Here is a 25,815-nt window from a genome sequence, read left to right as displayed (position 1 = left end):
ACAGCCATGTCCACCGCAACCGATACAGCCGAGTTTCTTGAAGAACTCAACGGTGGCGCCTTTGCCAGCCAAATCGGCCACGCCCTTTCCGAAGTAGCCGCCGGTGTTGTTGACCACGGCAAGGCCGGCAAGCTGGTCATTACCCTGGACTTCAGCCAGATCGGCGAATCCAGTCAGGTGAAGATCAAGCACAAGCTCGACTACAAGGTGCCGACCAAGCGCGGTACCCGCAGCGAGAACACCAGCCTGGACACGCCGATGCACGTTGGCTCCGGCGGAAAGATCACCCTCTTCGCTGAAAAGCACGATCAGCTCTTCACCCGCGAAGAAGCGCCAATCAAGCCCCGTACCTGATCAATCCCGCCTCACCCTCCCTTCCGCAACCCAAGGAAATAACCGATGTCACTTACCAAAGATGCAATTCAGCTCATCACCGATACCGCGCTGGAAGCCACCGGCAAAAAGCTGGAAACGCTGGTCCCTACCGTGGTGTTGCCGGAAAGCGCAAAGGTCATCGATCTTGAGCGTTTCCAGGCTGGCCGCAGCCGCTTCCGTGGCACATACAGCACCCACTCACTGGCTGATTTCGGCGCTTACGTCGTTGAACGCGCAGCGCCTGGCGCCCGCGGCTTCATTAATCAGGACGAAATGAGCTGCGGCCTGCTGTTCAACCTCGGCACTGCCGCAGAACCTGGCCACGCCGACGACCGCGCCATCCTTCGCCTGAAGGCAACAGCCGGCTACACCGCCGCCCAGGCAATCGGTGGTCGCGGTATCAGTCAGAAGGATTTGAGCGATTGGATCGAAGACTGGCACCAGTACCTCACCCCGGTCGACGAAGCCGGCAACCCCATCCCTGTGGCCAAAGCCATTGCTGCCGTCCGCACGATCACCATCAAGGCGTCCAGCGAATCGGAAACCACGGTGGGCGAAACCAGCGCCAGCCGCAGCGCCATGGACCAGATCGAAGCGCGTAGCAAGGAGACCCTGCCGGTATCCCTGCAATTTCGGACGGTCCCGTTCGAAGGCCTGACCGAACAACAGATCACCCTTCGCCTCTCGGTCATCACCAGCGGCTCGCAGCCGGTGTTGAAATTGCGGTGGGTTGGTGAAGAGGTCCAGCGCGAAGACATCGCCCAGGAGTTCAAGGCAGTACTTCAACGCAATATTGGCGAAGCGGCCGTATTGTCGCTGGGCGCGTTTGATCCCAAGTAGTCCCCTTCCAAGCCGGGAGACCGGCCTTCCTATTCGCTGCATCCGGTAACCGGAGGGCGGCGCTTACCCCGGAGCAAACCCATGACCAAGCAAGCACAGCAAACAGTACTCGCCGCAGAACTCCCTGAGCGCGGCCAACCTCTGGCCGGCGGTGTGTTCGTAACCCGCTACTGGCTCAACGGCGTAGAGCGCGCCCTGATCCTTCTGCCTGACGAGCTCAACGGTGTCTGGGGTGAGTATGGCGTAAAGATCGAAGGCGCCGGCAGCTATAGCGACGGCGAAGCTAACACCCGCGCCATGGCCGAGGCCGGCAGCGAGATCGCCGTAAAAGCGCTGGAACTGGGCGGCTTTATTCCGTCCTGCCTTGAGGGCCAACTGCTGATGGCGGCCAAGGCAGATGACCTGGTAGAGCTTCGCGATGATCGCTATCACTGGCTGAGCACGCAGCGCTCCGCCTACAACGCCTACTTCATGGACTTTGAAGATGGCTGGCTCTACTACTACGGCAAGTTCAGCGAGCGGCTCGCGCGCCCTGTCCGCAGCCTCCCTATTCAGTAATTCATTTCTTCATTGATTTTTCGCAGGTGATTCCCGGGAGCGCCAGGACGGCGCTCAGACCAGAAGCTCGTCGGGAAGCGCCGGCTACCTGCACCCTTATCTCGCTCACAGGAGCATCCCATGCAAGCAAATCAACTGACCACCTACACCCGCGGCGATCTTATGATCAGCAGCCCGGATGAAGCTGTAGTGCTGAAGCTGGCAACGCTGGCCATCACCACCGCGCCGACTATTGCGGAAAGCGGCATCCCAGCCATCGGCGAATACTGGCCCGGTGAGGGCGGTGTGAACGGCGGCCTGTTCCCTGGCGGCGAAAAGCCCTACTACCTGATTGTTCCGACCGGAAGCGATGCAGAGTCGACCCATGAGTGGGGTGGCTACGGCGAAGAACTTGGCGGCGCCAAATCCCCATGGGACGGCCAGGCGAACACCGCTTACCTCGCCAGCAGCAACCGGGAGCACGACCACCCTGCCGCCCAGTTCTGTGCAGCCTTCGAGCGTGATGGGCACAAGGACTTCTACCTCATGGCTCGCCGCGAGGCTTCCTTCCTCGAAATCACCGTGCCGGACATGTTCACCCAGGCGTACCACTGGACAAGCTCGCAGCGCTCCGCCTACTACGCCTACGGCATGGACTTTGGAGATGGCTGGCTCGTCAGCAACGGCGAGAGCAACGAGCGGCTCGCGCGCCCTGTCCGCAGAAAGTTTATTTGATCATTCAATTCTTCATTCATGGGCGCGGCAGCGCCCTAGCTTTTCAGGAGTCCAGGGATGGCGCTGCATACGGATTTGGAAATCCACAAGGTGGCCGAGGAGTTGCTCGGGCTTTCGCTTGACCTGGTGCGCAATATCCCGCGCGACCTGAAACAGGTTGTCGGGGCAAAAATCCGGGACGAGTGCCTACAGGTCCTGGTACTGATCGGCCGGGCCAACATGACCCGGGACAAGCTGCCCCACATCAACCTCCTGCTCGAAAGCATTTGGATGCTCAACTACCTGCTGCGCGCCCTCACCAACCGAGGGTTGATCAGCAAGGGGCAGCACGCCAAAGCAATGATGATGACGGCCTCAATAGGCCGCCAGGCCAACGCCTGGAAGAAATCCGCAACCGCGCCCGCTGCTTGAGGGTCACGGCCCTCTTGCCTGTGCGCCAAATCTGGTCGAGCCGCTGACCTATGGGTCACCGCCATGCGCAAAAACAGATACCGCCGGTCTAAAGCGTCCGCGTAGGTCTGGCGCAGTTTCCAAGCTGATCGGCGCTGCCTTCGGTTTGGCGATGTAGATAGCTCGACAGGTCGCAGCGCTCCGCCAACAACGCCTACAACATGGACTTTGAAGATGGCTGGCTCAACAACAACGACAAGAACAACGAGCGGCTCGCGCGCCCTGTCCGCAGATTTAAGTGTTGCCCCCTTCCAGTTCGAGGATCTCGTCCAGGCTTACTACGACTGCCGACGCAACAAGCGGAACTCCGTGAGCGCCCGGCTGTTCGAGAAAGACATGGAGATCAACTTGCTGGAGCTGCACGACGACCTGATTGCCGGCACTTACCGGCCAGGCCGATCAATCTGTTTCGTGGTCACCCGACCGAAAGCCCGCGAGGTATGGGCGGCGGCCTTTCGGGACCGCGTCGTCCACCACCTGCTGTACAACCATGTGGCACCGCGCTTCTACGCCAGCTTCATAGCGGACAGTTGCGCATGCATTCCAGGGCGCGGCACGCTGTATGCAGCCAAGCGCCTTGAGTCGAAGATCCGCAGCGCCTCGCAGAACTGGTCGAAGCCGATCTTCTACCTGAAGTGCGACCTGGCCAACTTCTTCGTCGCCATCGACAAGGCGGTGCTGCGCAAGCAGCTGGAAGCCAGGATCACCGAACCCTGGTGGTTGGCACTGGCCACGCAGATCCTCATGCACGACCCTCGCGAGGATTACGAGACCCGCAGCCCCGCGCACCTGTTCAACCGGGTGCCGCAGCACAAGCGCCTGGTGGCACAGCCTGCCCACCTCGGCCTGCCGATCGGTAACCTGTCGTCGCAGTTCTTCGCCAACGTCTACCTCGACGCCCTGGACCAGTTCGCCAAGCACCGCCTGGGCGCCAAGCACTACATCCGCTACGTCGACGACTTCATGTTCCTGCATGAGTCGCCGCAGCAGCTCAATCAGTGGTTGGCCGAGGTGGGAGAGTTCCTGCCCAGGCTCGGCGCCAAGCTGAATCCCACCAAGACGATCCTGCAGCCCGTAGACCGCGGCGTCGACTTCGTTGGGCATGTGATCAAACCTTGGCGCCGCTCAACTCGCAAGCGGTCGCTTGCCCAGGCGCTGAAGCGAACAGCCGCGGCACCGGCCGAGGATCTTCGTGAGACCGCCAACAGCTACTTCTGCCTGCTCAGCCAGGCCAGCCATAGCCACAAAGACCGGGCAGCACTTGCCCGGGTCGTGCTGAAGCGCGGCAATAGCGTCAATGCCGACCTGACCAAGACCTTCAAGAAGCAGTAACTCCCCCACTCCACTGCCCGGGCGTGGCCCGGCTAGGACTCCCCATGCCTACAGAAAGCAATGCGATCTCTTTCCATCGCGAAGATCGATACAACGTCATCAAATACACCGATTTAGACAAGCTTTCGCACGCCGAGAGGCGCTCCGCAAGCGGATTCCTGCGGAGAATTCATGAGTCGGTGTTGAGGGAAGGTGCTCCTGCTCGCTCGTTCCTGATTATTGAAAGCGATTGGCCCGAGTACGAACCCGTCTGGCAGATGATCGAGCGCCGAATGACAGGGCAGCCGGAAGTGTCAGCCGCCGAAGAACTAGACGCCGTGCTGCACTGGCGTGGCAAGCACACCCAGGCAATCCGCGAACGTGACGCTCTGCAGGTTCGACTCGCTACGGAAACGGCGATGCACCCATTCGCCGAAAAGGTGATCCGCAAGCTCGAGCGCTTTCAAGAGTGTGCAGACGACGGGCAGGGTGCAGACATCGGGCTGCACTGGTTTGACCTGCTCACCCAGCTCGGCCTACTGAATCGTGTGCAGCGCAGCCCTGCACTGTGGGAAATGACTCAGCAAGGCGAAGACGCCCTGGAGCTGTCGCGGCAGAGCGCAAAATCCCGATAGGAGTACATCCGTACTCCACCCGCAAAATCTGTAACCCCCCCCTTCAAAGTCAGCCGCTATAGCGGCAAGGACGAAGTCGCCCATGAAAACTTACAGCGTGCTCCTGACCGTCGACGCATCAATCGTGGTCAAGGTTGAAGCCGAAAACGAAGAAGAAGCCAAAGAGCTGGCTGCCGACATCGCCGAGGTACCCAGCATCTGCCACCACTGCTCCAGAAACGTGCAGGTCGGTGAAATCCTTGAAGCCGTCGAAGCAACTGAGGTGACGCCATGATCGCCACCCTCTGGTTCGCCTACGTGTTCATCTACCGAGGGCCCAGGCCATGACGCAGGCGATGCAGGATCAATTTGAGCAAGTCTTCAGCGACGACAACGGCAAAGTGCCGGTAGCGTTCATCAAGCTGCAGCGCCTGGGCGACAGCTACAGCGTGCCGCGAGTTGCCCGGGCCTGGTACTGGTTCAAGCGCTCGCGCGAAACCCTGGTGGTGGATCTTCCGGATGATGGTCTCTCCGACGCGCTCCAGGCTTGGCCGGGTCATGCTGGTGACAACTTCGATTGCGGCTACAACTTCGCCACGGACCGAATCACGTCAGCAATTCAAGCGAAAGGCGTCAAGGTCAACTCCTAGCCTAATCCCCCTACATGCCTGCCGGTGAGCCGACTCAGGGTAGCTGGCTGTCGATCCAGCGCTCAGCAGCGGCCATCGCCTCATCAATGGCGGCTGGGTAGTCGGGCCAAGGCCCCATCAGTTCGGCAGCGACTTCGCCCAGGCCATGAATGGGCGCCGGCTCGATGATCATGGCAGCGACCGGTGCTTTGTCGTTAGGGCGCCGCCAGACGAACTTGAGAAACATCGTTTGGCCGCGGTACGCGTGCGCAATAGGCGCATCTAGTTGATGTGGCACGCGCCCTCCTGGCGACTGGGTGGGATGAATACCCGTTTTACACCCATCCAAACGACAGAGATATCTAGGCAAAACGCCATTACTCCATCCCCCTACATGCCTGCCGGTGAGCGGCGGGCGAGGTGACCCTATGCCCCAAGAAAAGAATGCATTCCGCGAGGCCGCTATCGAAGCGATCTCAGATATGGCGCAGCACCTGCCGCTCGACTGTGAACTGCTGGTGGTGGCCTGTCGCCCTGGCAAGAAGGACTTTGACCTGGTGCTGCCTTCCCCCGAGTCGAACTTGAACAACGCACTGGACGCGCTGCGCCGAAACGGCCTGAGCATCGACGGCGACAACGCCTACAAGCACGATCTGTGCGACACGATTGTCGGGGCCATGGCTCTGGGCGCCCAAAACACAAACCCACCGCCGGCGGAACATTGGGCGCAGCAGTTCTGGGAGATCGGCCGCGAGGAGCGCGCCAGCAGCGAGCAACTGTTGAAAGCACTGGCGGCGCTCACCCAGGTAGCGGGCGAATGCGAGCAGATCGCCAGCAACTACAGCGGCGCCATCGACGGAATCTTCGAGCACGGCGGCGACGATCACGAAGACCCGAGCTGCGCGATCTTCCATCGCCTGTACTACGCCATGTTCGACGCGCGGGCCGCAATCAAGAAAGCCACCACCTAACCCACCTTCTGCCGCCCAGCGCGGCGAGGACACCCCATGTTCGCAACGAAACTCACCCTGATCCTGCTGGGCGCTTTGCTGTACCTGGTCGGCACCGGCTACTGGTTCATCTGGCTTGGACCTGAACTGCTCAGCACGGGCACCACCGAAGCGATATTCAGCGCATTCGCCGGCACCTGCGCCTGGATGCTGATCACCTTCGGCCTGGTCATCCACATCATCAAGACAGCGCGGCCCGCCGGCTCTCTCGACAAACCTGACGTATAGAGGTGCATAGCATGGAGATGCAAAGCGAAACGCTTGCCGAGGAAGAGCTGGCGGCGATCACCGGATACATGATTCCGTCAGGCCAGATAGCGTGGCTGACCCGAAACGGCTGGAAGTACGTGCTGACCAGGGCTCGCCGGCCAGTGGTCGGCCGTGTCTACGCCCGAATGAAGCTGGCAGGCGTAAAGCCTTCTGCGGAAAACGTTGCGGCCGAGGCCTGGTCGCTGGATTTGTCAAAGGTAGGATGAAGAGATGCGAGCCAAAAAGGCGGCAAATAGGGACCTGCCGCCGCGAATGATTCGGCGTGTACGCACGCTGAAAGGCGGCAAAGAGTGGGTTGGGTACTACTACGACGGGAGGAACGAAGACGGGAAGCGGGTAGAAATCCCGCTCGGGGGTGACTTGGATATCGCCAAGGCTGAATGGGCAAAGCTCGACTGCAAGCCAGTACCGAAGAAGAACGCCCTGCTGGGCCAGGTGTTTGATCGGTACGAGCGGGAGGTCATCCCGGGAAAGGCGCCAAAGACGCAGAGCGACAACCTGCTTAGCCTGAAGCAACTACGCAAAGCGTTCACCGACGCCCCTATTGATGCCGTGACGCCGCAGGTCATAGCCCAATACCGGGATAGACGGAGCGCCAAGGTGAGAGCCAACCGGGAGATCTCCCTGCTTTCGCACATCTATAACATCGCACGCGAGTGGGGGATCACCGAGAGCAACCCGGCCGCCGGCGTGCGGAAGAACAAGGAAGTGCCGCGGGACTTTTATGCAACCGAGGAAATCTGGAGCGCCGTGTATGCGGTCGCGACCTCGGAGTTGCGCGACGCCATGGACCTGGCTTATTTGACTGGCCAGCGCCCTGCGGACGTGCTTTCGATGCGGGAAGCAGACGCGGTTAACGAGTTCCTGCAGGTTGCCCAGGGCAAGACTTCCAAAAAGCTACGAATCCGCCTGACTGCCGCCGGAGTTTTGAATGACTTAGGCACACTAGTGGAGCGGTTGATAGAGCAGAGGCGTTCCCGCGGCGTGCGGAGCCCGTACCTGATTGTCACGGAGGATGGGCGACAGGTGACCAAGCCGATGCTGCGATTGCGCTTTGACGACGCCAGGGACCGGGCGATAGCGACAGCCCGCGAGAAAGGAGATGGGATTCTTGCTGCGAGCATTCGTCAGTTCCAATTCCGCGATATCCGACCGAAAGCCGCCAGCGAGATCCTCGACCTGGGTGATGCCAGCCGCCTCCTGGGGCACACGGACAAGCGCATCACGGAGACGGTCTACAGACGCGTTGGCGAGATCGTGAAGCCGACTCGCTGATCTCAAATCTGGCTGAGTTGCGGAAACCGCCTGAAATGATGCGGAAACGATCAGATGTTTCACTATCAGCATTCCTGAACGCCAGAAACGCAAAAGCCCCGCTGATGCGGGGCTTTCGTGTAAATCTTGGCGGGAAACCAGGGATTCGAACCCTGGGAACGCTATTAACGTTCGCCGGTTTTCAAGACCGGTGCATTCAACCACTCTGCCAATTTCCCTTTTGCATCACAGGATTATAGCAGCCCATCCTGTCTCAGCGGGCGCCATAATACCCGAATGAAACACACTGTCAAACTCTCGCCATCGCTTGTTACAGAGCGTCTGTTATGATCTTTGCGACTGAACGTTTCAAAACCGAAGGAGTGTCGCCATGCGCGAACAGAATTACGCAGTGAATGGTAACGCGCAGGCTGAGCAGCTTGAAGTCAGCCGCGTCTTGCGCAACACCTATGGCTTGCTCGCCCTTACCCTCGCATTCAGCGGCGTGATGGCGTTCATGGCGCAGCAGATGCGCGTCGGCTACCCGAATGTCTTTGTCGTGTTGATCGGCTTCTACGGTCTGTTCTTCCTGACCAACAAGCTGCGTGACTCGGCCTGGGGACTGGTGTCGGCGTTTGCCTTGACCGGTTTCATGGGCTTTATCCTCGGCCCGATCCTTAACCGTTACCTCGGCATGGCCGGCGGCGCGGAAGTGGTCAGCTCGGCGTTTGCCATGACAGCCCTGGTGTTTGGTGGTTTGTCGGCGTATGTGCTGATCACCCGCAAAGACATGAGTTTCCTGGGTGGCTTCATCACCGCCGGCTTCTTCGTGTTGCTGGGGGCAGTGGTCGCTGGCATGTTCTTCCAGATCAGCGGTCTGCAGTTGGCGATCAGCGCAGGTTTTGTGCTGTTCTCCTCCGTGTGCATCCTGTTCCAGACCAGCGCCATCATCCACGGCGGTGAGCGCAACTACATCATGGCGACCATCAGCCTGTATGTGTCGATCTACAACCTGTTCATCAGCCTGTTGCAGATCTTCGGCATCATGAGCCGCGACGACTGATTGCCAGCAGTATAAAAATGCCCCGTATCGCAAGATACGGGGCATTTTTGTTTCAGGACGCTTTGTTCAGGGCTCAGTACTGGTTGGGCTCCATCTCCAGATCGACCTTGAAACGCTGGGCAATATCCTGCTGGATACGTAGCGCCAGGTTGGCGATGTCATGCCCGGTGGCGCCGCCGTAGTTGACCAGCACCAATGCCTGCATCTTATGCACGCCGGCATCTCCATCACGAAAGCCCTTCCAACCGGCCTTGTCGATCAACCAGCCGGCAGCGAGTTTCATCTGTCCGTCGGCCTGGGGATAGGCCACCAAGTCCGGATACAAGCCCTGCAACTCGGCGGCCAGCGCCTGGGACACCAATGGGTTTTTGAAGAAGCTGCCGGCATTGCCCAGCTCTGCGGGGTCCGGCAGTTTTTCCCGACGGATGCCGCAGATCGCCCGGCTGACATCGCTCGGGGTGGCGTCGGTAATCCCCTGCCCGGCCAGGCGCTGTTGCACGGGGCCGTAGTCGAGCTTGAGGTGGCTGACGCGGCTCAGGGCAAACCGCACCCGCAGGATCAGCCAGCGTCCGGTTTCGTGTTTGAACAGGCTGTCCCGGTAGGCGAAGTTGCATTCTTCCAGGCTGAAATCACGTAACTCGCCGGTCTGGCGATCCAGGGCCGTCAAGCCGGCGAACACATCCTTGATCTCCACTCCGTAGGCGCCGATGTTTTGCATCGGTGCGGCGCCCACGGTGCCCGGGATCAGGCTGAGGTTTTCGAGGCCGCAGAAGCCATGTTCCAGGGTCCACAGTACGAACGGGTGCCAGGCTTCGCCCGCTTCGGCCTCGACCACCACATGCTGGCCGTCATCCTGCAGCACCCGAATACCCTGGGTCGCCATGCGCAATACCAGGGCCGGAATATCCCGGGTCAGCAGCAGGTTGCTGCCACCACCGATCACCAGCAGCGGTACTGCCTGGGCGGCGGCATAGGCCAGGGCCTCGCGAACATCCGCGTCGCTGTGGGCCTCGGCGAAGAGCTGGGCACGCACGTCGATGCCGAAGCTGTTGAATGGCTTGAGCGATACCTGCGCAAGCACTTGCAAGGTCATAACCGCCCCTTCAATTCGATCACCAATAAATCACAGGCTCGTTCGATCAGGTCCAGGACCCGCTCAAAGCCTTGTTCGCCTTCGTAGTAAGGGTCTGGCACCTCGTCCACTTCAGAGTCGTAGCGGCGCAGGAACAGGTCGAGCTCGGCCTTGCCCTGCCCCGGCTGCATCGCTTTGAGGTTACGCAGGTTGCTGTGGTCCATGGCCAGGATCAGGTCATAACGCGCAAAGTCGGCGCGGGAGACCTGCTGCGCACGCTGGGCCGACAGATCGTAACCGCGCTGCCGCGCTGCCTGTTGGCTGCGTGAGTCCGGTGGGTTGCCGATATGCCATTCCCCCGTGCCGGCGGACGCTACGTCGACCTGGCCAGCCAAACCCGCTTCGCGCAATTTATGGCGCAATACGCCTTCAGCGGTGGGCGAGCGGCAGATGTTGCCCAGGCAGACAAACAGAACCTCCATCAGGCCCCCAGCAGGCGGCGGACGCGCTCGAGGTCTTCGTGGGTGTCGACACCCGCAGGCGGTGCTTCCAGAGCATCGCCGACATGGATACGCACGCCGTGCCACAGGGCACGCAGTTGTTCCAGGGATTCGGTGTTTTCCAGCCAGCACGGGCCCCAACTGACGAAGTCATGCAGGAAACCGGCACGGTAGGCATAGATACCGATGTGACGGCGGTACGGCACGCCTTCTGGCAACCGGTCAGGATGCCTGGCAAAAGCATCCCGCGCCCAGGGCAACGTCGAGCGGCTGAATGTCAGCGCCAGGCCGTTGATGTCGCTGACCACTTTGACCACGTTCGGGTTGAACAGCGTTTCAATGTCTTCGATGGGCTCGGCCAGGGTCGCCATGCGCGCTTCGCCATGGGCCGCCAGGTTCGCGGCCACCTGGTCGATCACGCGCGGCGGGATCAACGGCTCGTCACCTTGCACATTGACCACGATGGCATCAGGCGCCAGGCCAAGTTGTGTGGCCACTTCGGCCAGGCGGTCGGTGCCGGAGTTATGGTCTTCGCGGGTCAGTACCGCTTCGGCACCGAAGGTTTTGCACGCATCGATAATGCGCGGATCATCGGTGGCCACCACCACGCGTTCGGCGCTGCTTTTGCAGGCCTGTTCCCACACCAGCTGAATCATCGGCTTGTTGCCGATCAGTTGCAGCGGTTTACCCGGCAAGCGGGTCGAGGCGTAGCGCGATGGAATGACAACGGTAAAGGCTGTAGTCATTTATCCAGGCGCTCGTCGGTGGTCAGCGTGCGGGCTTCGCTTTCCAGCATCACCGGGATGCCATCACGGATCGGGTAAGCCAGGCCGGCGCCTTTGCTGATCAGTTCGGTCTTGTCCGCGCTGAGCTTGAGTGGGCCTTTGCAGATCGGGCAAGCGAGGATGTCGAGCAGTTTGGTGTCCATGAGTGTTTCCTGGAATGAAGCGTTTAAGGCAAGAGACGGGCGGGCAACAGACGCATCAGTTGCATGTCGAACCAGGCGACAAACGCTGGCGACGGCACCGCATCCACCGCAAGGTACCACCAGTCGGACTGGGCAAAGGCGCGGCACTTCACCGCGTCCTTCTCGGTCATGACCAGCGGCAATGATGGCGTGAAATTCAAGACTTCCGCGCTGTAGGACGCATGGTCGGCAAAAGCATGGGGTATCGGCTGCCAGTGTAGCGTTTCAAGGGTGTTGAAGAAACGTTGCGGGTTGCCGATACCGGCGACCGCATGCACCTGCTGGCCCGCCGGGAAGTAATCGACCGGCTGGCGTTCGCCGGTTTGCAAGTTGACCAACGCCGTGGGCAGCAGACGAAAGGCGAAACCATCTTCGCGATCGGCCCCGGCGCCATTATAGAGCAGCGCATCCACGCTCTTCAGGCGCTCCGCCGGTTCGCGCAACGGCCCGGCAGGCAGGCAGCGGCGATTGCCCAGGCCCCGGGCGGCGTCGATCAGCACCAGCTCAAGGTCGCGAGCCAGGCGGTAATGCTGCAGGCCGTCGTCGGAGAGGATCAGGTCCAGGGTTTCGCTGGCCAGCAGCGTCTTCACTGCGCGGCTGCGATCGGGGTCGATCATCAAGGGGACGCCGCAGCGCTGCACGATCAGCAAAGGTTCATCGCCAGCCACTTCAGCAGCGTGGCCGGCCTCGACCCGCCACGGCAACTGCGGTGGCTTCGCGCCATACCCGCGACTGACCACGCCCACACGCAAACCTCTGCGCTGGCAATGCTCGATCAACCACAGGATCAACGGCGTCTTGCCAGTCCCGCCCACGGTGATATTGCCGACCACCACCACCGGCACCGGCGATTGGTAGATCTCGCCCTCGCCCGCCAGGAAGCGCGCGCGCTTGCGCTGCACCACCGCGCGATACAGCGACTCCAGCGGCCGCAGCAACGTCAGCGCCGGATGGCCTTCGTACCAGGCCTTGAGCAAGCGATCGGACATGGCCATCAGGGTTGGCTCACCGCCTCGACGGTGCTCATGCGCAAGTGGCTGAACCCCAGCTTGCCGGCAGCGTCCATCGCAGTAATGACAGCCTGGTGCTGGGTCTTGCCATCGGCACTGATCGACAGCGGCATCTTGGTATCGCCACCGGACTCTTTCTGCAGGGCCTCCATCAGGCTGTTGAGGTCGTTCTTCGCGAGCAACTGGTTATTCACCGAAAACACGCCGTCGGCACTGATGGCGATATCCAGTTGCTTGACTTCCTGGTCCTCGGCCGGCGAGCCGCTGACCGCTTCCGGCAAATCGACCCGTAGCTCGGTCTGCCGCGTAAAGGTGGTGGTCACGACAAAAAACAGCAGCAGGATAAACACCACGTCGATCAGCGACGCGAGGTTGATATCAACATTTTCCCGTTGCTTGCGGCGAAATTTCACGCTTTGTCCCCGACCAAGTCCACGTCACGGTCGCCCTGCACCACTTCCACCAGCTTGATGGCCTCCTGCTCCATGCCGACCACCAGTTCATCGATCCGGCGCTGCAGGAAACGGTGGAAGAACACCGAGGGAATACCGACCATCAGGCCCGCCGCCGTGGTGATCAAGGCCTTGGAGATGCCACCGGCCAGCACCGCGGCGTTGGTGCTCATGCCCGAGCCCATGAACGAGCTGAAAATATCGATCATGCCCAGTACCGTGCCCAGCAGGCCGAGCAACGGTGCCATGGCGGCGATGGTGCCGAGGGCGTTGATATAACGCTCCAGCTCATGGATGACCCGCGCCGCGGCCTCTTCGATGCACTCTTTCATGATCTCGCGACCATGCTTGGAGTTGGCCAGCCCGGCCGCGAGGATTTCACCCAGGGGTGAATTGGCACGCAGTTCCTTGAGTTTCTGCTTGTCGAGCTGCTTGTTCTTGATCCAGCCCCAGACCTGCCCCAGCAGATGCTCGGGTGTGACACGGCTGGCGCGCAAGGTCCACAGGCGTTCGGCAACGATGCCGAGTGCGGCGATGGAGCTCAAGATGATCGGCAACATCATCCAGCCACCGGATTTGACCAATTCCCACACAGTGAATGTCCCCTCGAAAAAGTGCGCCACTTTACCATATAGGTCAGGCGGCGGGGCTCGTCGACCCACGACCCGCCGATCACAGGCTTCGGCCATTGGTAACGTGCGGTTACGGTAGCGCTTCTCGCCAGAAGCGGCGTTGACTGCGCGCAACAATCGGTGGCGCGAAGGCGCCCAATCGCAAACGTACCGCGCCCTGTTCGGCGCTGTCATACACCTGCGTTCCCAACGCTTGATAGCGCTCCACCACCTGTGGATGAGGATGACCGAACGCATTGCCGCGCCCTCGGGAAATCAGCACCGACTTCGGCGCCAGCCGCTGCAGAAACGGCCAGGATGACGAACTGCGGCTACCATGGTGAGGGGCTTGCAGCCAATCGGTCGGCACCGCCAGCGCCGAGGCCAGAAACGCCTGCTCGGCGGCGCGATCGATATCGCCGGTGAGCAGCAGGCGCTCGCCATTGGCCTGTACGTGCAATACACAGGATTTCGGGTTGCCATCAACTGCGTCTGGCCATTGCCATAATTCAAAGGACACGCCGTCCCACGCCCATTGTTCACCGCTGATACAAGGCTGAGTGTCGAGAAGCGCCGGCAACCCTTCGGTTTCGCCACCGACGACCCGTTTGATCGGCAGTCCACGGGCGACAGCCGCCGCACCGCCGGCGTGATCGGCATCGGCATGGCTCAGTAACATCATGTCCAGAGCGTCGACCCCAAGCCTCTTCAGCGACGGCAACACCACCCGCGCGCCGAGATCGACCGCCCCGGAGCGCGGGCCGGCATCGTAGAGCAAGGTGTGATGGCGGGTGCGCAGGATCAACGCCAGCCCCTGCCCGACATCCAGCTGCAGTACGTCCACCTGCCCGTGAGGCACCGGCTCGCGCGGCGGGAACACCGCCAACAACAGCATCGGCCAGCCGAGCAACCGAAACGGCACACCCTTGGGCAGCAACAGCAACACCGCACCGACCAGGCTAACCAGCCAATAGCCCATGGGCACCTCGGCCGGTATCCACGCGGGCAATTGCCCCGCCAGCAGCGCCAGGGCGTTGAACAAGCCGTCCAGCGCCCCACCCGCCAGCCACAACAAGCCCGCGCCCACGAACGGCACCGCCAGCAATGCCGTCCCGAGCAGGGCCAGGGGCAACACCACCAGGCTGATCCACGGCACCGCAAATAGATTGGCCAGCGGCGCACTGAGGCTGATGGGCAAACCCAGCACCAGCAACACCGGGAAAAGACCGATGGCTATCAACCATTGCGGACGGGTCCATGCCTGCCAAGCACTCCAGCGGCCTAACCGACCGCCGAACGTCAGCCCCAGTACCGCCACGGCCGCAAAGGACAACCAGAACCCCGGCTGCAAGCTGGCCAAGGGTTCAAGGATCAGCACGCCATTGAACGCCAGCAACAGCGGCCACCAGATGCCCAGATGACGGAAACGCAAACGCCACAGCAACACCAGCCCCACCATTACACAGGCGCGCTGCACCGGCACGCCGAACCCCGCCAGCAGGCCGTACCCCAACGCCGCGGTAAACGCCAGGCCACACGCCCACGGCAGCCACGGCCAGGTGCGCGGCCAGCAGCCGTAGCGCGCCAGAGCGGCGACGAGCGCGTAGATCAACCCCGCCAACAGGCCAATGTGCTGGCCGGAAATGACCAGCAAATGCACCGTGCCGGTGTCCTGCAAGACACGCCAGTCGTCGGCCGTCAGCCCGGAGCCGTCCCCCAGCACCAGGGCCGCCAACCCCGCCTCGCGCCCTTGGGCGTCCACCGCCGTCAAGCGCTGACGGACCGCATCACGCCAAGCATTGCGGGCCGGCGCCAGGCGTTCGCCGTCCTTTACCGAGCCGGTGGCGCCGATGCGCTGGGCGAGCAGCCAGGCTTCATGGTCGACGCCATGGAAGTTGAGCAGGCCCGACGGACGTTTAAGCGTCACCGCGAGGCGCCAACGCTCACCGCTGCGTACCGGTGGGCCACCGTGCCAGTACAGCCGAATGCGCGCGGGCAAGCGGGCGTTGCGCGACCGGCTGTCGCTCAGTTCGAAACGCACGCCGCTGTCAGTCTGCTGCGGCAACCCGCTCACACGCCCCTCCAGCCAACGCGTCTGGCCGTCGAGCGGCGGACGCAAGCGGTCATCCAGCGCCCACTGCGCGCTCACACATGCCCAACACAAGCCGAACAGGAAAAACGCCAGCGGATAAGTGCGAAACGGCAGCAACATCAACGCCACCAGGGCCAGGGCCAACAGCATCCCGGCAGGCGGCAGTGCGGGTAGAAATCGCAGCGCAAGCAGCCCGAGTGCAAGCGCGAACATCCCTGTCCTCATGGATCATTCCTTTGACGTGATCCATTCAGTCTTAGCTGCCCCCCGGCCGCAGCCTATGATGTTTTGTCACAAAGTCTGAATTTTCTGTTTATAGAATGCGCGCATACTTGCCCCTCGACTTGATCTGGACCCCTTATGCCCCGGCGCTTATTCAAACGGTACATGCCCGACCCCACCAGTATCAGGGAACACAAGTCATTACAGTTTCTGGGCACCTTGCTGCATGACCCGAACCTCTGGCACCTGAATCGGCACTCGGTAGCCCGCGCCATGGCGGTAGGCCTGTTTGCGGCGTTTATCCCGATCCCCTTGCAGATGCTCTTGGCGGCGATGCTGGCGATCACGGTGCGGGGCAATATGCCGATTGCCATCAGCCTGGTGTGGCTGACCAACCCGATCACCATGCCAGTGGTGTTCCTGTGTACCTACATGACCGGCGCCTGGCTGATGAACGTGCCGGCGCGCAGCCTGCCCGACGACCTGACGTGGGAGTGGATCAGCGGTCAGTTGAGCACGCTGTGGCAGCCGTTCCTGCTCGGCTCGCTGGTACTGGGTGTGGTGTTGGGCGCGCTGGCCTATTGCCTGACCATGGGTTATTGGCGCTGGTGGGTCGCGCACCAATGGAATAAACGCAAACTGCGTCGCGCTTGAGTCCTAGGCTGCCCACAAACGCAGATGCACACGCAAGCCCTGGCCGGTATTCTCCGCCCACAAGCTGCCGTCCTGACGTTGCACCGCATTGCGCGCGATGCTCAACCCCAGCCCGAAGCCACCGTCGCCAGGCCGTGAGCCGTCCAGGCGGATGAACGGCGCGAAGATCCGTTCCAGATCGCGTTCGTCAATACCTCCGCCCTGATCCTCCAGCCATAGGTGCCAATATGCGCCATCACGGCGCCCATCGAGGCTGACGACACCGCCGGCAGGTGAATGCCGTATGGCGTTGCGCAGGATATTTTCCAGAGCCTGGGCCAGGGCGTTCAGATTGCCGCGTACCCAACAATCCGGCCCCAGCAGGCATGGCAGCAGCGAGGCTGGCCAATCGCTTTCGAAACAGGCGTTGTCCTTGAGCATGTCCCACAACGCCTGAACCTGAATGTCTTCGACAGGCAGCGGCGTCCGCTCGGTGTCCAACCAGGCCAATTGCAGGCTGTCCTCGACCAGACGCTGCATGACGTCGATCTCCCGCCCCAGCCGTTCACGCAGTTGCGCCAGATCCTGCTCGCTGTCACAGGCCACGCGCAAACGGCTGAGGGGGGTGCGCAGTTCATGGGACATGTCCCGCAACAGCTGTTGCTGCAATACCACCGTGCCCTGCAACCGCTCGGACATATGGTCAAAGGCCCGCCCCAGCTCGCCCAATTCATCCTGGCGGCTGGTGGCATCGTGGGATAGCCGCGTGTTCAATTGATCGGCACGCCAAGCGTTGGCCTGCTCGCGCAATTGATTGAGCGGCATGATCAGCAGCCGGTACAGGCCGATGCACAACAACAGGGTAAACAGACCGGGAATCACGCCATTGGTCACCACCCGCCAGAACAGTTGGTAGCGCCCCGGCATAAAGCGCTGGGGCAACTCGATCACCAACGAGCCGACACTGGGGTCCAGGGGAAACGGGATTTTCAACCATGGCAGGCCTTTGGCATGGCGGCTGACCGGCCAGTCCAGGCCGCGCAGAAAAGTCAGGCGCTGGCTTTCCTTGTCGGTCAACGGCGTGCTGGCGAGGGATTGCAGGTCGTTGCCGATCACCCCGATCCAGGTGCGCTCACGCGCAGCCATCAGTTGCAACCAGGCGTCCACACCGTCAGCGCCCTGGGTACTCCAGGCCAACTCCGCTCCCGCCGCATAACCGCTGAGAATCTCGCGGGAGGTGTCGGACAGATAAGCGTTCTGCTGCTCCATGTACCGGCCCCAGGACCAACTGAGCCAGATCATCAACAAGCAGAAGGCAATCAGCAGGCAGGCCAACTTCCAGAATAACGAGTGCCGGCCCGGCAGACGTTTCAAGCCTCCCTCAAAGGCCGTCATCGTGACCGCTCAACACATAGCCCTTACCCCAGACGGTACGCACTTCACGCTCGCTATAGCCGATGGTCTTGAGTTTGCGGCGAATCTGGCTGATATGCATATCGAGGCTGCGGTCATGGGGCGCATAACCGCGCTGCAGCACGTGCTGATAAAGGAAGGCTTTGCTCAGCACTTCCTCGCCGTTGTTGTGCAAGGTCTGCAGCAGGCGGTACTCGCTGCGGGTCAGCCCGGCCCACTGCTGCTGGTAGAAGATGTCGGACAGTTCATCGTCAAAACGCAGGCTCCGGGCGTCGTCGCGCACGGGCGGCAAACTCAGCGGCGGACGGCGATCCAGGGCCACCCGGCGCAGGATGGCTTCAATACGCACGCGCAACTCGATCATGCTGAACGGCTTGGGCAGGTAATCGTCCGCACCCAGGCGAAAGCCGTTCACGCGATCGGCTTCGGCGCCCAGGGCCGACACCAGGATCACCGGGACCGCATGGCTCCGGCGCAGATGCGTGAGGATCGACAGCCCGTCCAGCCCCGGCAGCAGAATATCCATCAACACCACGTCGAAGACGTGCTCGCGGGCCATCTGCAGGCCTTGCTGGCCGTTCCGGCACCACGTGACCTGAAAGCCACAGCGCCCCAGATGCTCGTGGACATAGGCGCCCAGCACGGGGTCATCTTCGATGGTCAGGATACTGGGTAGACCAACTTCCACGGGATTCATTAGCGTCTGCAAGTCATTCTCAATCACTGATTATTCAAGATTCCCCCGCGCCAGGCAATCGCCACGTCGCGCCAAATGGCCCGAAGATTGCCCGCTGTCATTAATTTGCAAGATTCCACGCCGCGCAAATGGCTACACTGCGCAGGGGTGCGGGCCGGATGCCTGCACGGGCGATCGATCACAACGTGGTAGCAGGAGAGTGGCGTGCTTAGAAGAATGGGGATAAAAGGCCGCGTACTGTTGCTGACCTTATTACCGACCAGTCTGATGGCCTTGTTGTTGGGCGGCTATTTCACCTGGATGCAGCTCTCGGAGTTGCAATCCCAGTTGCTGCAACGTGGCGAAATGATCGCCGAGCAGTTGGCCCCACTGGTAGCTCCGGCGCTGAGCAGCAAGAACGCCGACCTGCTCGAACGCATCGCCACCCAATCCCTGGAACAACCGGACGTGCGCGCCGTTTCCTTCCTCGCGCCGGACCGCTCGTCGATGGCCCACGCCGGCCCGACCATGCTCAACCAGCCGCCGGTGGGTAACAGCTCGCACCTGTTGCAGCGCACCGGTAACGACGCCACGCGCTATCTGCTGCCGGTGTTTGGCCGTCATCGCAACCTTGCCGGCGAGCTGATTCCCGATGAATCCGACCGCTTGCTTGGCTGGGTCGAGGTGGAACTGTCCCACAACGGCATGTTGCTGCGCGGTTATCGCAGCCTGTTCGCCAGCCTGCTGCTGATCGCCATCGGCCTGATCTGCACGGCGACCTTGGCCCTGCGCATCAGCCGCACCATCAATTCGCCGATCGGCCAGATCAAGCAAGCCGTGGCCCAACTCAAGGACGGCAACCTGGAAACCCGCTTGCCGGCGCTGGGCAGCCAGGAGCTGGACCAACTTGCCTCAGGCATCAACCGCATGGCCGAGACCCTGCAGAACGCCCGGGAAGAACTGCAGCACAGCATCGACCAGGCCACCGAAGATGTGCGCCAGAACCTGGAAACCATCGAGATCCAGAACATCGAGCTGGACCTGGCGCGCAAGGAAGCCCTGGAGGCCAGTCGCATCAAGTCGGAGTTCCTGGCGAATATGAGCCACGAGATCCGCACCCCGCTCAACGGCATCCTCGGTTTCACCCATCTGCTGCAAAAAAGCGAGCTGACACCGCGTCAGCTGGATTACCTGGGCACCATCGAAAAGTCCGCCGATAACCTGCTGGGCATCATCAACGAGATCCTCGATTTCTCGAAAATCGAAGCCGGCAAGCTGGTACTCGACAGCGTGCCCTTCAACCTGCGTGACCTGCTGCAAGACACCCTGACCATCCTCGCCCCCGCCGCCCATGCCAAACAGCTGGAACTGGTGAGCCTGGTGTACCGCGACACACCGCTGGCATTGGTGGGTGACCCGCTGCGCCTCAAGCAGATCCTGACCAACCTGATCAGCAATGCGATCAAGTTCACCCGCGAAGGCACCATCGTGGCCCGGGCGATGATCGAGGATGAACAAGAAGACAGTGTGCAACTGCGCATCAGCGTGCAGGACACCGGCATCGGCCTGTCCAACCAGGACGTGCGCGCGCTGTTCCAGGCGTTCAGCCAGGCCGACAACTCGCTGTCGCGCCAACCGGGCGGCACCGGCCTGGGCCTGGTGATTTCCAAGCGCTTGATCGAGCAGATGGGCGGTGAAATCGGCGTCGACAGCACACCGGGCGAAGGCTCGGAGTTCTGGATCAGCCTGAACCTGCCCAAGACCCGCGACGACGTCGAAGACCTGCCCTGCGCGCCGCTGCTCGGCCGCCGCGTGGCCGTGCTGGAAAACCACGAACTGGCGCGCCAGGCCTTGCAACACCAGCTCGAAGACTGTGGCCTGGATGTTACGCCGTTCAATACCCTGGAAAGCCTGACCAACGGCATCACCGGCGCGCATCAGACCGAACAGGCGATCGACCTGGCAGTACTCGGCGTCACCGCCAATGACCTCCCGCCCGAGCGCCTCAACCAGCATCTGTGGGACCTCGAACACCTGGGCTGCAAGGTGCTGGTGCTGTGCCCGACCACCGAGCAAATGCTGTTCAGCCCGTCGGTGCCCAACCCCAACAGCCAGTTGCAGGCCAAGCCCGCGTGTACGCGCAAGCTGCGCCGCGCCCTGACCGACCTGATCAGCCCGCGCCCCACGCGCTGCGAACCGGGTGAACCGTTGTCCAGCCGCGCGCCGCGGGTGCTCTGCGTGGATGACAACCCGGCGAACCTGTTGCTGGTGCAAACCCTGCTGGAAGACATGGGCGCCAAGGTCCAGGCCGTGGAAAGCGGCTATGCGGCCATCAATGCCGTCCAGCAGGAAACCTTCGACCTGGTGCTGATGGACGTGCAGATGCCCGGCATGGACGGGCGTCAAAGCACCGAGGCGATTCGCCAGTGGGAAAGCGAGCGCCACGGCACACCGCTGCCGGTGGTGGCCCTCACCGCCCACGCCATGGCCAACGAAAAGCGTGCGCTGCTGCAAAGCGGCATGGACGACTACCTGACCAAACCCATCAGCGAACGGCAATTGGCCCAGGTGGTGCTGAAATGGACCGGCCTGGCCCTGCGCAACCAAGGGCCGGAGCGCCCGACCGAAGGCCTCGGCCCAGGCGTGCGATTGCTGGTGCTGGACCACGAGGAAGGACTGCGGCTGGCCGCGGGCAAGGCGGACCTGGCGGCGGACATGCTCGCCATGTTGCTCGCCTCCCTCGAAGCCGACCGCCTGGCCATTACCCTCGCCCGTGAGGCCAATGACAACCATGCCTTGATCGAACGCGTCCATCGCCTGCATGGCGCCACCCGCTACTGCGGCGTACCGCAACTGCGCGCCGCCTGCCAACGCGCCGAAACCCTGCTCAAGCAGGACGACGCCAAGGCCATGGCCGCGCTGGACGAGCTGGACATGGCCATTGCCCGGTTGGCCAGTGAAGCGCGGGTCAGCGCCTGAGATTTTTTTACAACGCCGGGCCCGATCCCACAGGGTCCGCGTTACCAAAACGTACATTGCAGGGAGCTTTTTCATGCGCGTCATTCTTTTCAGCAGCCAGACCTACGACCGCGACAGTTTTCTCGGCGTGCCGCTGCCGCCCGGCCTGGAACTGCAATTCCAGCCCGCCCGGCTCACCCTCGACACCGTGGCGCTGGCCGAACGCCACGAAGTGGTCTGCGCGTTTATCAACGATGACCTCAGCGCGCCCGTGCTCGAGCACCTGGCCACGGGCGGCCCCCGCTTGATCGCGCTGCGCTCGGCCGGTTACAACCATGTCGACCTCGCCGCTGCCAAACGCCTGGGCCTGACCATCGTGCGTGTGCCCGCCTATTCGCCTCATGCCGTCGCCGAACACGCCGTGGCACTGATTCTCGCCCTGAACCGGCGCCTGCACCGTGCCTACAACCGCACCCGCGAGGGCGATTTCAGCCTGCATGGCCTGACCGGCTTCGACCTTGTCGGCAAGACCGTCGGCGTGGTCGGCACCGGGCAGATCGGCGCCACCTTCGCCAAGATCATGGCCGGTTTCGGCTGCCACCTGCTGGCCTACGACCCGTTCCCCAACCCGCTGGTCCAAGCGCTCGGTGCGCGCTATGTGAGCCTGCCCGAGCTGCTGGCCGAAGCGCAGATCATCAGCCTGCACTGCCCGCTCACCACCGACAGCAAGCACCTGATCGACGCCCGCTCCCTGGCGCAGATGCAGCCCGGCGCGATGCTGATCAACACCGGGCGCGGCGGCCTGGTGGACACCCCCGCGCTGATCGAAGCGCTCAAGGACGGCCAACTCGGCTACCTGGGGCTGGATGTGTATGAAGAAGAAGCCCAGCTGTTTTTCGAGGACCGCTCCGACCTGCCCCTGCAGGACGACGTGCTCGCGCGCCTGCTGACGTTCCCCAATGTGATCATCACCGCGCACCAGGCATTTCTCACCCGCGAGGCCCTGGCGGCGATCGCCGAGACCACCCTGGCCAACATTGCGGCCTGGGCCGATGGCCGGGCGCAGAATCGTGTCGACGGATGATCAGCGGTCACATACCAGGCGCATGATCCGCAGGCGCGCGTGCTAGGATGCCGCGCCTATTTGGAGGAACCATGGCCGAACACGATTTCCGCTTCAGCTTGCTGAGCCCGCAACACACCCTGATCGAATGCCGCGCCCTGGTGCCGGGCCGCTATCAGGTCACCGGCAACGGTGGTTCGATCAAGCATGGCGACGTACTGATCGTCACCCTGCGCGGCAGTAAAACCCTGTCGATGCGCCTCACCGTCGAAGGTGACGCGCGCTACTCCATCCGCCCGGCAGGCCAGTGGGTCGCCATGGCCCAGGGGCCGAAGTTCGGCGAACTGGAGATTCACACCTGGAAGGTCAACTGCGACAGCTGCGAGGCCGTGCTGGAGTTTGAATTCGCGGTGGAGACCAAGCTGACCAAGGAACCGCTGCAACCGGCCGCCAATGCGCGCATTGCCGAGTTGGGCTGGGCCAGCGAAGGCGCCAAGCACCGCTGCCCGAAATGCCAGAAGGCCGCGCAATGAAGGGCCTGCTTCTGCTGGCCGCCGTCGGCGCGAGCCTGATGGGCTGCGCTGGCGATGCGGTAAAGCTCGAGCGGGATCACAGCTACGTGGTGGAATGGATCGGTGAGCGGCCGCTGATGGATTACGCACACCTGAGTGTCACCCTGGGCGCCGATGGGCGCGCCTACGGCAACGGCGGTTGCAACCACTGGTTCGCGCCGTACACCGTGGAGGGCGACAAACTCAGCTTCGGCAAGATCGGCAGTACGCGCAAACTCTGTGGCGACGCCCTGATGGAGCAGGAACACCGCTTCTTCCAGGCCCTGCAAGGCGTTGAGCGCTGGGACATCTCGCCGATCGAGCAGACCCGCTTCTGGCCGGCCGAAGGCAAGCCCATTCGCCTGTGGCTGGAAGAAGGCTGATAGCAGGCTCAATGGGATCTAACTGTGGGAGGGGGCTTGCTCCCGATTGCGCTATGTCAGTACCGAATATGTTGGCTGACACACCGCTATCGGGAGCAAGCCCCCTCCCATATGTTCAACCGCGCAGGGCCTTGAGCTTGGCCAGCACGCCTTGCGCCGTCTGTTCGCCCATCAACTGCTCACGCACCTTGCCCTTGTCGTCGATGATGTAAGTCACCGGCAACGCTTCGCTGCGTGGAATATCAAAGATCCCGTCCGGGTTCTGCGCCAGCACGGTGAACTTGATGCCCAGCTTGTCACTGGCTTCCTTCAGTTCCGCGCCCTGCACATTGTCGAAATTGACCCCGAACACGCCGACGTTCTGCCCTTTGAGCTGTTCAGCCAAGGCATTGAGCTCCGGGATTTCCGTGCGGCACGGGCCACACCATTCCGCCCAGTAGTTGACCACCAGCCATTGCTTGTCCAGGCGTTCGGCCGCCACTTTCTGGCCATATTGGTCAACGCCGTAGTCATTACCGCAGCCGCTGAGCAGCAGGGTTGTGATGATCGCCAATGCACCGATCAGTCGCCTTGTCATGGGGTAATCCTTCGCAAAAATGAACGTTGGCTGCGACGGATCGCCTCTTACGGTTTAAGGACCGGGCGCAGCGCAGGTAGAATACCCGCCACCTTACGCAAGATGCGACCCGCACATGACCGATCTGACGCTTTATCACAACCCGCGCTGCTCGAAATCCCGCGGAGCGCTCGAACTGCTGGAAGCACGCGGCCTCGCGCCGACGGTGGTGCGCTACCTGGAAACCCCGCTGAATGCCGCGCAACTGAAGGCCCTGCTGGGCAAACTGGGGATCAGCGCACGCCAATTGCTGCGCACCGGCGAAGAGGAATACAAAACCCTCAACCTGGCAGACGCGACGCTCAGCGAAACACAGTTGATCGCCGCCATCGCCGAGCACCCCAAGTTGATGGAACGTCCGATCCTCGAAACCCCCGACAAAGCCATCATCGGCCGCCCACCGGAGAGCGTGCTGGAGATCCTGCCGTGAGTGCGCCGTATGTGCTGGTGTTGTATTACAGCCGCAACGGCTCGGTCAGCGAAATGGCCCGGCACATTGCCCGAGGCATCGAACAAGGCGGGATGGAAGCGCGCCTGCGCACCGTACCGGCGATCTCCAGCGAGTGCGAAGCCGTAGCGCCGAGCATTCCGGCCGAAGGCGCGCTGTATGCCAGCCTGGATGATCTGAAGAACTGTTCAGGCCTGGCCCTGGGCAGCCCGACCCGCTTCGGCAATATGGCCGCGCCATTGAAGTACTTTATCGACGGCACCAGTAACCTGTGGCTGACCGGCGCCCTGGTCGGCAAACCGGCCGGGGTGTTCACCTCCACCGCCAGCCTGCACGGCGGCCAGGAGACCACGCTGATGTCGATGCTGCTGCCGCTGCTGCACCACGGCATGCTGATCACCGGCCTGCCCTATAGCGAACAAGCGCTGCTCGACACCCAGGGTGGCGGTACGCCTTATGGCGCCAGCCACCATGCTGGCCCCGATGGCAAGCGCCTGCTGGATCAACATGAAATCGCCCTGTGCAAGGCCCTCGGCCTGCGCCTGGCGAAAACCGCTGCGTTGCTGGAGAACGGCCGTGGCCAAAAAACCTAAGATCCTGCCACCCCAGGCGTGGCTGGAGCCGCGGGTCAAAGTCGCACGCGCGCTGAGCCTGCTGGCGTTTTTCGGCCTGGTGGGCCTGCTCTGCGTGTATTACCTGTTCGTCGCCGACCTGCACGGCGCACGGCCGTGGGTGATCCTGCTGATCGAACTGGTGCCGCTGCTGGTGCTGGCGCCGGGGATACTGATCGGCAGCGCACGCGGGCATTCGTGGATGTGCTTTGTGGTGAACCTGTATTTCATCAAGGGCGCACTGGCGGCGTATGACCCGAACCGCCAGTGGTTCGGCGTGCTGGAAATGCTGGCGAGCCTGGCGCTGTTCTGTACGGCGTTGCTGTATGTGCGCTGGCGGTTCCAGTTGGATCGGCGCTTGGCCGGCGAGGGTCAGCCAGCCTGACCCGCCGTCATCGCGGACAAGCCCACAGTTGAAATGCAGTTTCCTGTGGGAGTGGGCTTGCCCA

The 25,815-nt window shown here is 62.1% G+C and carries 34 protein-coding genes and 1 tRNA gene; 22 read left to right on the top strand and 13 right to left on the bottom strand.

Translation table 11 applies throughout. The features are described from left to right. Positions 1 to 6 precede the first annotated feature (6 nt). From INT12_RS12870 to INT12_RS12830, 9 genes are all read left to right on the top strand, one after another. Positions 7 to 354, top strand: a complete 348-nt coding sequence (locus INT12_RS12870) for a hypothetical protein (protein ID WP_193039440.1) — start codon at positions 7 to 9, stop codon at positions 352 to 354. Between the two features lie 45 nt (positions 355 to 399). Further along, the gene (locus INT12_RS12865) at positions 400 to 1,215 is read left to right on the top strand and encodes a DUF2303 family protein (RefSeq protein ID WP_193039439.1); all 816 of its coding nucleotides are present in this window, start codon (positions 400 to 402) and stop codon (positions 1,213 to 1,215) included. An 81-nt stretch (positions 1,216 to 1,296) separates the two neighbouring features. Beyond that, positions 1,297 to 1,773 (top strand): hypothetical protein, encoded by a 477-nt coding sequence (locus INT12_RS12860; RefSeq protein ID WP_193039438.1) that lies wholly within the window; start codon positions 1,297 to 1,299, stop codon positions 1,771 to 1,773. 120 nt (positions 1,774 to 1,893) lie between these two features. Then, the gene (locus INT12_RS12855) at positions 1,894 to 2,487 is read left to right on the top strand and encodes a DUF1566 domain-containing protein (protein ID WP_193039437.1); all 594 of its coding nucleotides are present in this window, start codon (positions 1,894 to 1,896) and stop codon (positions 2,485 to 2,487) included. Positions 2,488 to 2,544: 57 nt separating this feature from the next. Then, a complete protein-coding gene (locus INT12_RS12850) occupies positions 2,545 to 2,898 on the top strand; it encodes a four helix bundle protein (protein ID WP_193039436.1) in 354 nt (117 codons plus the stop codon). 375 nt (positions 2,899 to 3,273) lie between these two features. Continuing rightward, positions 3,274 to 4,269: an RNA-directed DNA polymerase gene (locus tag INT12_RS12845; RefSeq protein WP_226926178.1), complete on the top strand. Its 996-nt coding sequence runs from the start codon at positions 3,274 to 3,276 to the stop codon at positions 4,267 to 4,269. Positions 4,270 to 4,313: 44 nt separating this feature from the next. Further along, entirely contained in the window at positions 4,314 to 4,883 is a 570-nt protein-coding gene (locus INT12_RS12840) for a hypothetical protein (protein WP_193039434.1), read from the top strand. Positions 4,884 to 4,965: 82 nt separating this feature from the next. Further along, entirely contained in the window at positions 4,966 to 5,157 is a 192-nt protein-coding gene (locus INT12_RS12835; RefSeq protein ID WP_169355404.1) for a hypothetical protein, read from the top strand. A 49-nt stretch (positions 5,158 to 5,206) separates the two neighbouring features. Continuing rightward, entirely contained in the window at positions 5,207 to 5,512 is a 306-nt protein-coding gene (locus INT12_RS12830; RefSeq protein ID WP_193039433.1) for a hypothetical protein, read from the top strand. A gap of 34 nt (positions 5,513 to 5,546) precedes the next feature. Here INT12_RS12830 and INT12_RS12825 read toward each other — a convergent pair whose 3' ends face one another. Beyond that, positions 5,547 to 5,789: a hypothetical protein gene (locus INT12_RS12825; protein WP_126588745.1), complete on the bottom strand. Its 243-nt coding sequence runs from the start codon at positions 5,787 to 5,789 to the stop codon at positions 5,547 to 5,549. A gap of 130 nt (positions 5,790 to 5,919) precedes the next feature. On the opposite strand from INT12_RS12825, the gene INT12_RS12820 reads away from it, so the two are divergent. Genes INT12_RS12820 through INT12_RS12805 form a run of 4 tightly spaced genes read left to right on the top strand, consistent with a single transcriptional unit; the run spans position 5,920 to position 8,046 of the window. Then, positions 5,920 to 6,462 carry a hypothetical protein gene (locus INT12_RS12820; protein WP_226926168.1) on the top strand — a complete coding sequence of 181 codons (543 nt, stop codon included), beginning with the start codon at positions 5,920 to 5,922 and terminating at the stop codon, positions 6,460 to 6,462. 36 nt (positions 6,463 to 6,498) lie between these two features. Further along, positions 6,499 to 6,729 carry a hypothetical protein gene (locus INT12_RS12815; protein ID WP_126588661.1) on the top strand — a complete coding sequence of 77 codons (231 nt, stop codon included), beginning with the start codon at positions 6,499 to 6,501 and terminating at the stop codon, positions 6,727 to 6,729. Positions 6,730 to 6,740: 11 nt separating this feature from the next. After that, positions 6,741 to 6,977, top strand: a complete 237-nt coding sequence (locus INT12_RS12810) for a DUF4224 domain-containing protein (protein WP_126588662.1) — start codon at positions 6,741 to 6,743, stop codon at positions 6,975 to 6,977. A gap of 4 nt (positions 6,978 to 6,981) precedes the next feature. Beyond that, complete coding sequence (locus tag INT12_RS12805; RefSeq protein WP_193039432.1) at positions 6,982 to 8,046, top strand: tyrosine-type recombinase/integrase; 1,065 nt, start codon at positions 6,982 to 6,984, stop codon at positions 8,044 to 8,046. Positions 8,047 to 8,173: 127 nt separating this feature from the next. On the opposite strand, the gene INT12_RS12800 is transcribed toward INT12_RS12805, so the two are convergent. Continuing rightward, a tRNA-Ser gene (locus INT12_RS12800) sits at positions 8,174 to 8,264 on the bottom strand. 152 nt (positions 8,265 to 8,416) lie between these two features. Between INT12_RS12800 and INT12_RS12795 the strand changes: the two genes are divergently transcribed. Continuing rightward, positions 8,417 to 9,088, top strand: a complete 672-nt coding sequence (locus tag INT12_RS12795) for a Bax inhibitor-1/YccA family protein (protein WP_017848008.1) — start codon at positions 8,417 to 8,419, stop codon at positions 9,086 to 9,088. Between the two features lie 73 nt (positions 9,089 to 9,161). Here INT12_RS12795 and murB read toward each other — a convergent pair whose 3' ends face one another. The 8 genes from murB to INT12_RS12755 form a co-directional block, all read right to left on the bottom strand. Further along, positions 9,162 to 10,181: a UDP-N-acetylmuramate dehydrogenase gene (gene murB, locus INT12_RS12790; RefSeq protein ID WP_017848009.1), complete on the bottom strand. Its 1,020-nt coding sequence runs from the start codon at positions 10,179 to 10,181 to the stop codon at positions 9,162 to 9,164. Beyond that, positions 10,178 to 10,642, bottom strand: a complete 465-nt coding sequence (locus INT12_RS12785) for a low molecular weight protein-tyrosine-phosphatase (protein WP_017848010.1) — start codon at positions 10,640 to 10,642, stop codon at positions 10,178 to 10,180. The genes murB and INT12_RS12785 overlap by 4 nt, the downstream gene beginning before the upstream one ends. Then, positions 10,642 to 11,406 carry a 3-deoxy-manno-octulosonate cytidylyltransferase gene (kdsB, locus tag INT12_RS12780; protein ID WP_017848011.1) on the bottom strand — a complete coding sequence of 255 codons (765 nt, stop codon included), beginning with the start codon at positions 11,404 to 11,406 and terminating at the stop codon, positions 10,642 to 10,644. The genes INT12_RS12785 and kdsB overlap by 1 nt, the downstream gene beginning before the upstream one ends. Beyond that, positions 11,403 to 11,588: a Trm112 family protein gene (locus INT12_RS12775; protein ID WP_003174668.1), complete on the bottom strand. Its 186-nt coding sequence runs from the start codon at positions 11,586 to 11,588 to the stop codon at positions 11,403 to 11,405. Before INT12_RS12775 ends, kdsB begins: the two co-directional genes overlap by 4 nt. Before the next feature lie 23 nt (positions 11,589 to 11,611). After that, the gene (gene lpxK / locus INT12_RS12770) at positions 11,612 to 12,622 is read right to left on the bottom strand and encodes a tetraacyldisaccharide 4'-kinase (protein ID WP_126585729.1); all 1,011 of its coding nucleotides are present in this window, start codon (positions 12,620 to 12,622) and stop codon (positions 11,612 to 11,614) included. Continuing rightward, complete coding sequence (locus tag INT12_RS12765; RefSeq protein ID WP_017848013.1) at positions 12,622 to 13,050, bottom strand: ExbD/TolR family protein; 429 nt, start codon at positions 13,048 to 13,050, stop codon at positions 12,622 to 12,624. The genes lpxK and INT12_RS12765 overlap by 1 nt, the downstream gene beginning before the upstream one ends. Beyond that, positions 13,047 to 13,682, bottom strand: a complete 636-nt coding sequence (locus tag INT12_RS12760; protein ID WP_046382924.1) for a MotA/TolQ/ExbB proton channel family protein — start codon at positions 13,680 to 13,682, stop codon at positions 13,047 to 13,049. Before INT12_RS12760 ends, INT12_RS12765 begins: the two co-directional genes overlap by 4 nt. 109 nt (positions 13,683 to 13,791) lie before the next feature. Then, positions 13,792 to 16,005, bottom strand: coding sequence for a DNA internalization-related competence protein ComEC/Rec2 (locus INT12_RS12755; protein ID WP_193039431.1), 2,214 nt, complete (start codon positions 16,003 to 16,005; stop codon positions 13,792 to 13,794). Between the two features lie 147 nt (positions 16,006 to 16,152). Here INT12_RS12755 and INT12_RS12750 point away from each other — a divergent pair, with 147 nt between their 5' ends. Then, a complete protein-coding gene (locus INT12_RS12750; RefSeq protein WP_046485254.1) occupies positions 16,153 to 16,668 on the top strand; it encodes a DUF2062 domain-containing protein in 516 nt (171 codons plus the stop codon). 3 nt (positions 16,669 to 16,671) lie between these two features. Here INT12_RS12750 and INT12_RS12745 read toward each other — a convergent pair whose 3' ends face one another. Both INT12_RS12745 and INT12_RS12740 read right to left on the bottom strand, forming a co-directional pair. Then, entirely contained in the window at positions 16,672 to 18,042 is a 1,371-nt protein-coding gene (locus tag INT12_RS12745; protein WP_104902889.1) for a sensor histidine kinase, read from the bottom strand. Next, entirely contained in the window at positions 18,029 to 18,757 is a 729-nt protein-coding gene (locus INT12_RS12740; protein WP_193039430.1) for a response regulator transcription factor, read from the bottom strand. The genes INT12_RS12745 and INT12_RS12740 overlap by 14 nt, the downstream gene beginning before the upstream one ends. 204 nt (positions 18,758 to 18,961) lie before the next feature. Here INT12_RS12740 and INT12_RS12735 point away from each other — a divergent pair, with 204 nt between their 5' ends. From INT12_RS12735 to INT12_RS12720, 4 genes are all read left to right on the top strand, one after another. Continuing rightward, positions 18,962 to 21,715 carry a response regulator gene (locus INT12_RS12735; protein WP_026140161.1) on the top strand — a complete coding sequence of 918 codons (2,754 nt, stop codon included), beginning with the start codon at positions 18,962 to 18,964 and terminating at the stop codon, positions 21,713 to 21,715. A gap of 73 nt (positions 21,716 to 21,788) precedes the next feature. After that, positions 21,789 to 22,778, top strand: a complete 990-nt coding sequence (locus tag INT12_RS12730) for a 2-hydroxyacid dehydrogenase (protein ID WP_193058866.1) — start codon at positions 21,789 to 21,791, stop codon at positions 22,776 to 22,778. A gap of 71 nt (positions 22,779 to 22,849) precedes the next feature. Continuing rightward, positions 22,850 to 23,290, top strand: a complete 441-nt coding sequence (locus INT12_RS12725) for a hypothetical protein (protein ID WP_017848021.1) — start codon at positions 22,850 to 22,852, stop codon at positions 23,288 to 23,290. Continuing rightward, positions 23,287 to 23,691: an META domain-containing protein gene (locus INT12_RS12720; RefSeq protein WP_193039427.1), complete on the top strand. Its 405-nt coding sequence runs from the start codon at positions 23,287 to 23,289 to the stop codon at positions 23,689 to 23,691. Before INT12_RS12725 ends, INT12_RS12720 begins: the two co-directional genes overlap by 4 nt. 115 nt (positions 23,692 to 23,806) lie before the next feature. Here the strand turns inward: INT12_RS12720 and INT12_RS12715 are convergent, their stop codons facing one another. After that, entirely contained in the window at positions 23,807 to 24,268 is a 462-nt protein-coding gene (locus INT12_RS12715) for a TlpA disulfide reductase family protein (RefSeq protein ID WP_017848023.1), read from the bottom strand. 115 nt (positions 24,269 to 24,383) lie between these two features. Here INT12_RS12715 and arsC point away from each other — a divergent pair, with 115 nt between their 5' ends. Genes arsC through INT12_RS12700 form a run of 3 tightly spaced genes read left to right on the top strand, consistent with a single transcriptional unit; the run spans position 24,384 to position 25,751 of the window. Further along, complete coding sequence (gene arsC, locus INT12_RS12710) at positions 24,384 to 24,737, top strand: arsenate reductase (glutaredoxin) (RefSeq protein WP_017848024.1); 354 nt, start codon at positions 24,384 to 24,386, stop codon at positions 24,735 to 24,737. Then, positions 24,734 to 25,348, top strand: coding sequence for an NAD(P)H:quinone oxidoreductase (gene wrbA / locus INT12_RS12705; RefSeq protein ID WP_046485241.1), 615 nt, complete (start codon positions 24,734 to 24,736; stop codon positions 25,346 to 25,348). The genes arsC and wrbA overlap by 4 nt, the downstream gene beginning before the upstream one ends. Next, positions 25,332 to 25,751, top strand: coding sequence for a DUF2069 domain-containing protein (locus tag INT12_RS12700; RefSeq protein WP_017848026.1), 420 nt, complete (start codon positions 25,332 to 25,334; stop codon positions 25,749 to 25,751). Before wrbA ends, INT12_RS12700 begins: the two co-directional genes overlap by 17 nt. Positions 25,752 to 25,815 lie beyond the last annotated feature (64 nt).

It is taken from the genome of Pseudomonas sp. K8 (genome assembly GCF_014889455.1).
Lineage (GTDB): Bacteria > Pseudomonadota > Gammaproteobacteria > Pseudomonadales > Pseudomonadaceae > Aquipseudomonas > Aquipseudomonas veronii.
The sequence above is the reverse complement of the archived record's forward strand: the minus strand, read 5'-3'. Positions and strand labels throughout refer to the sequence as shown.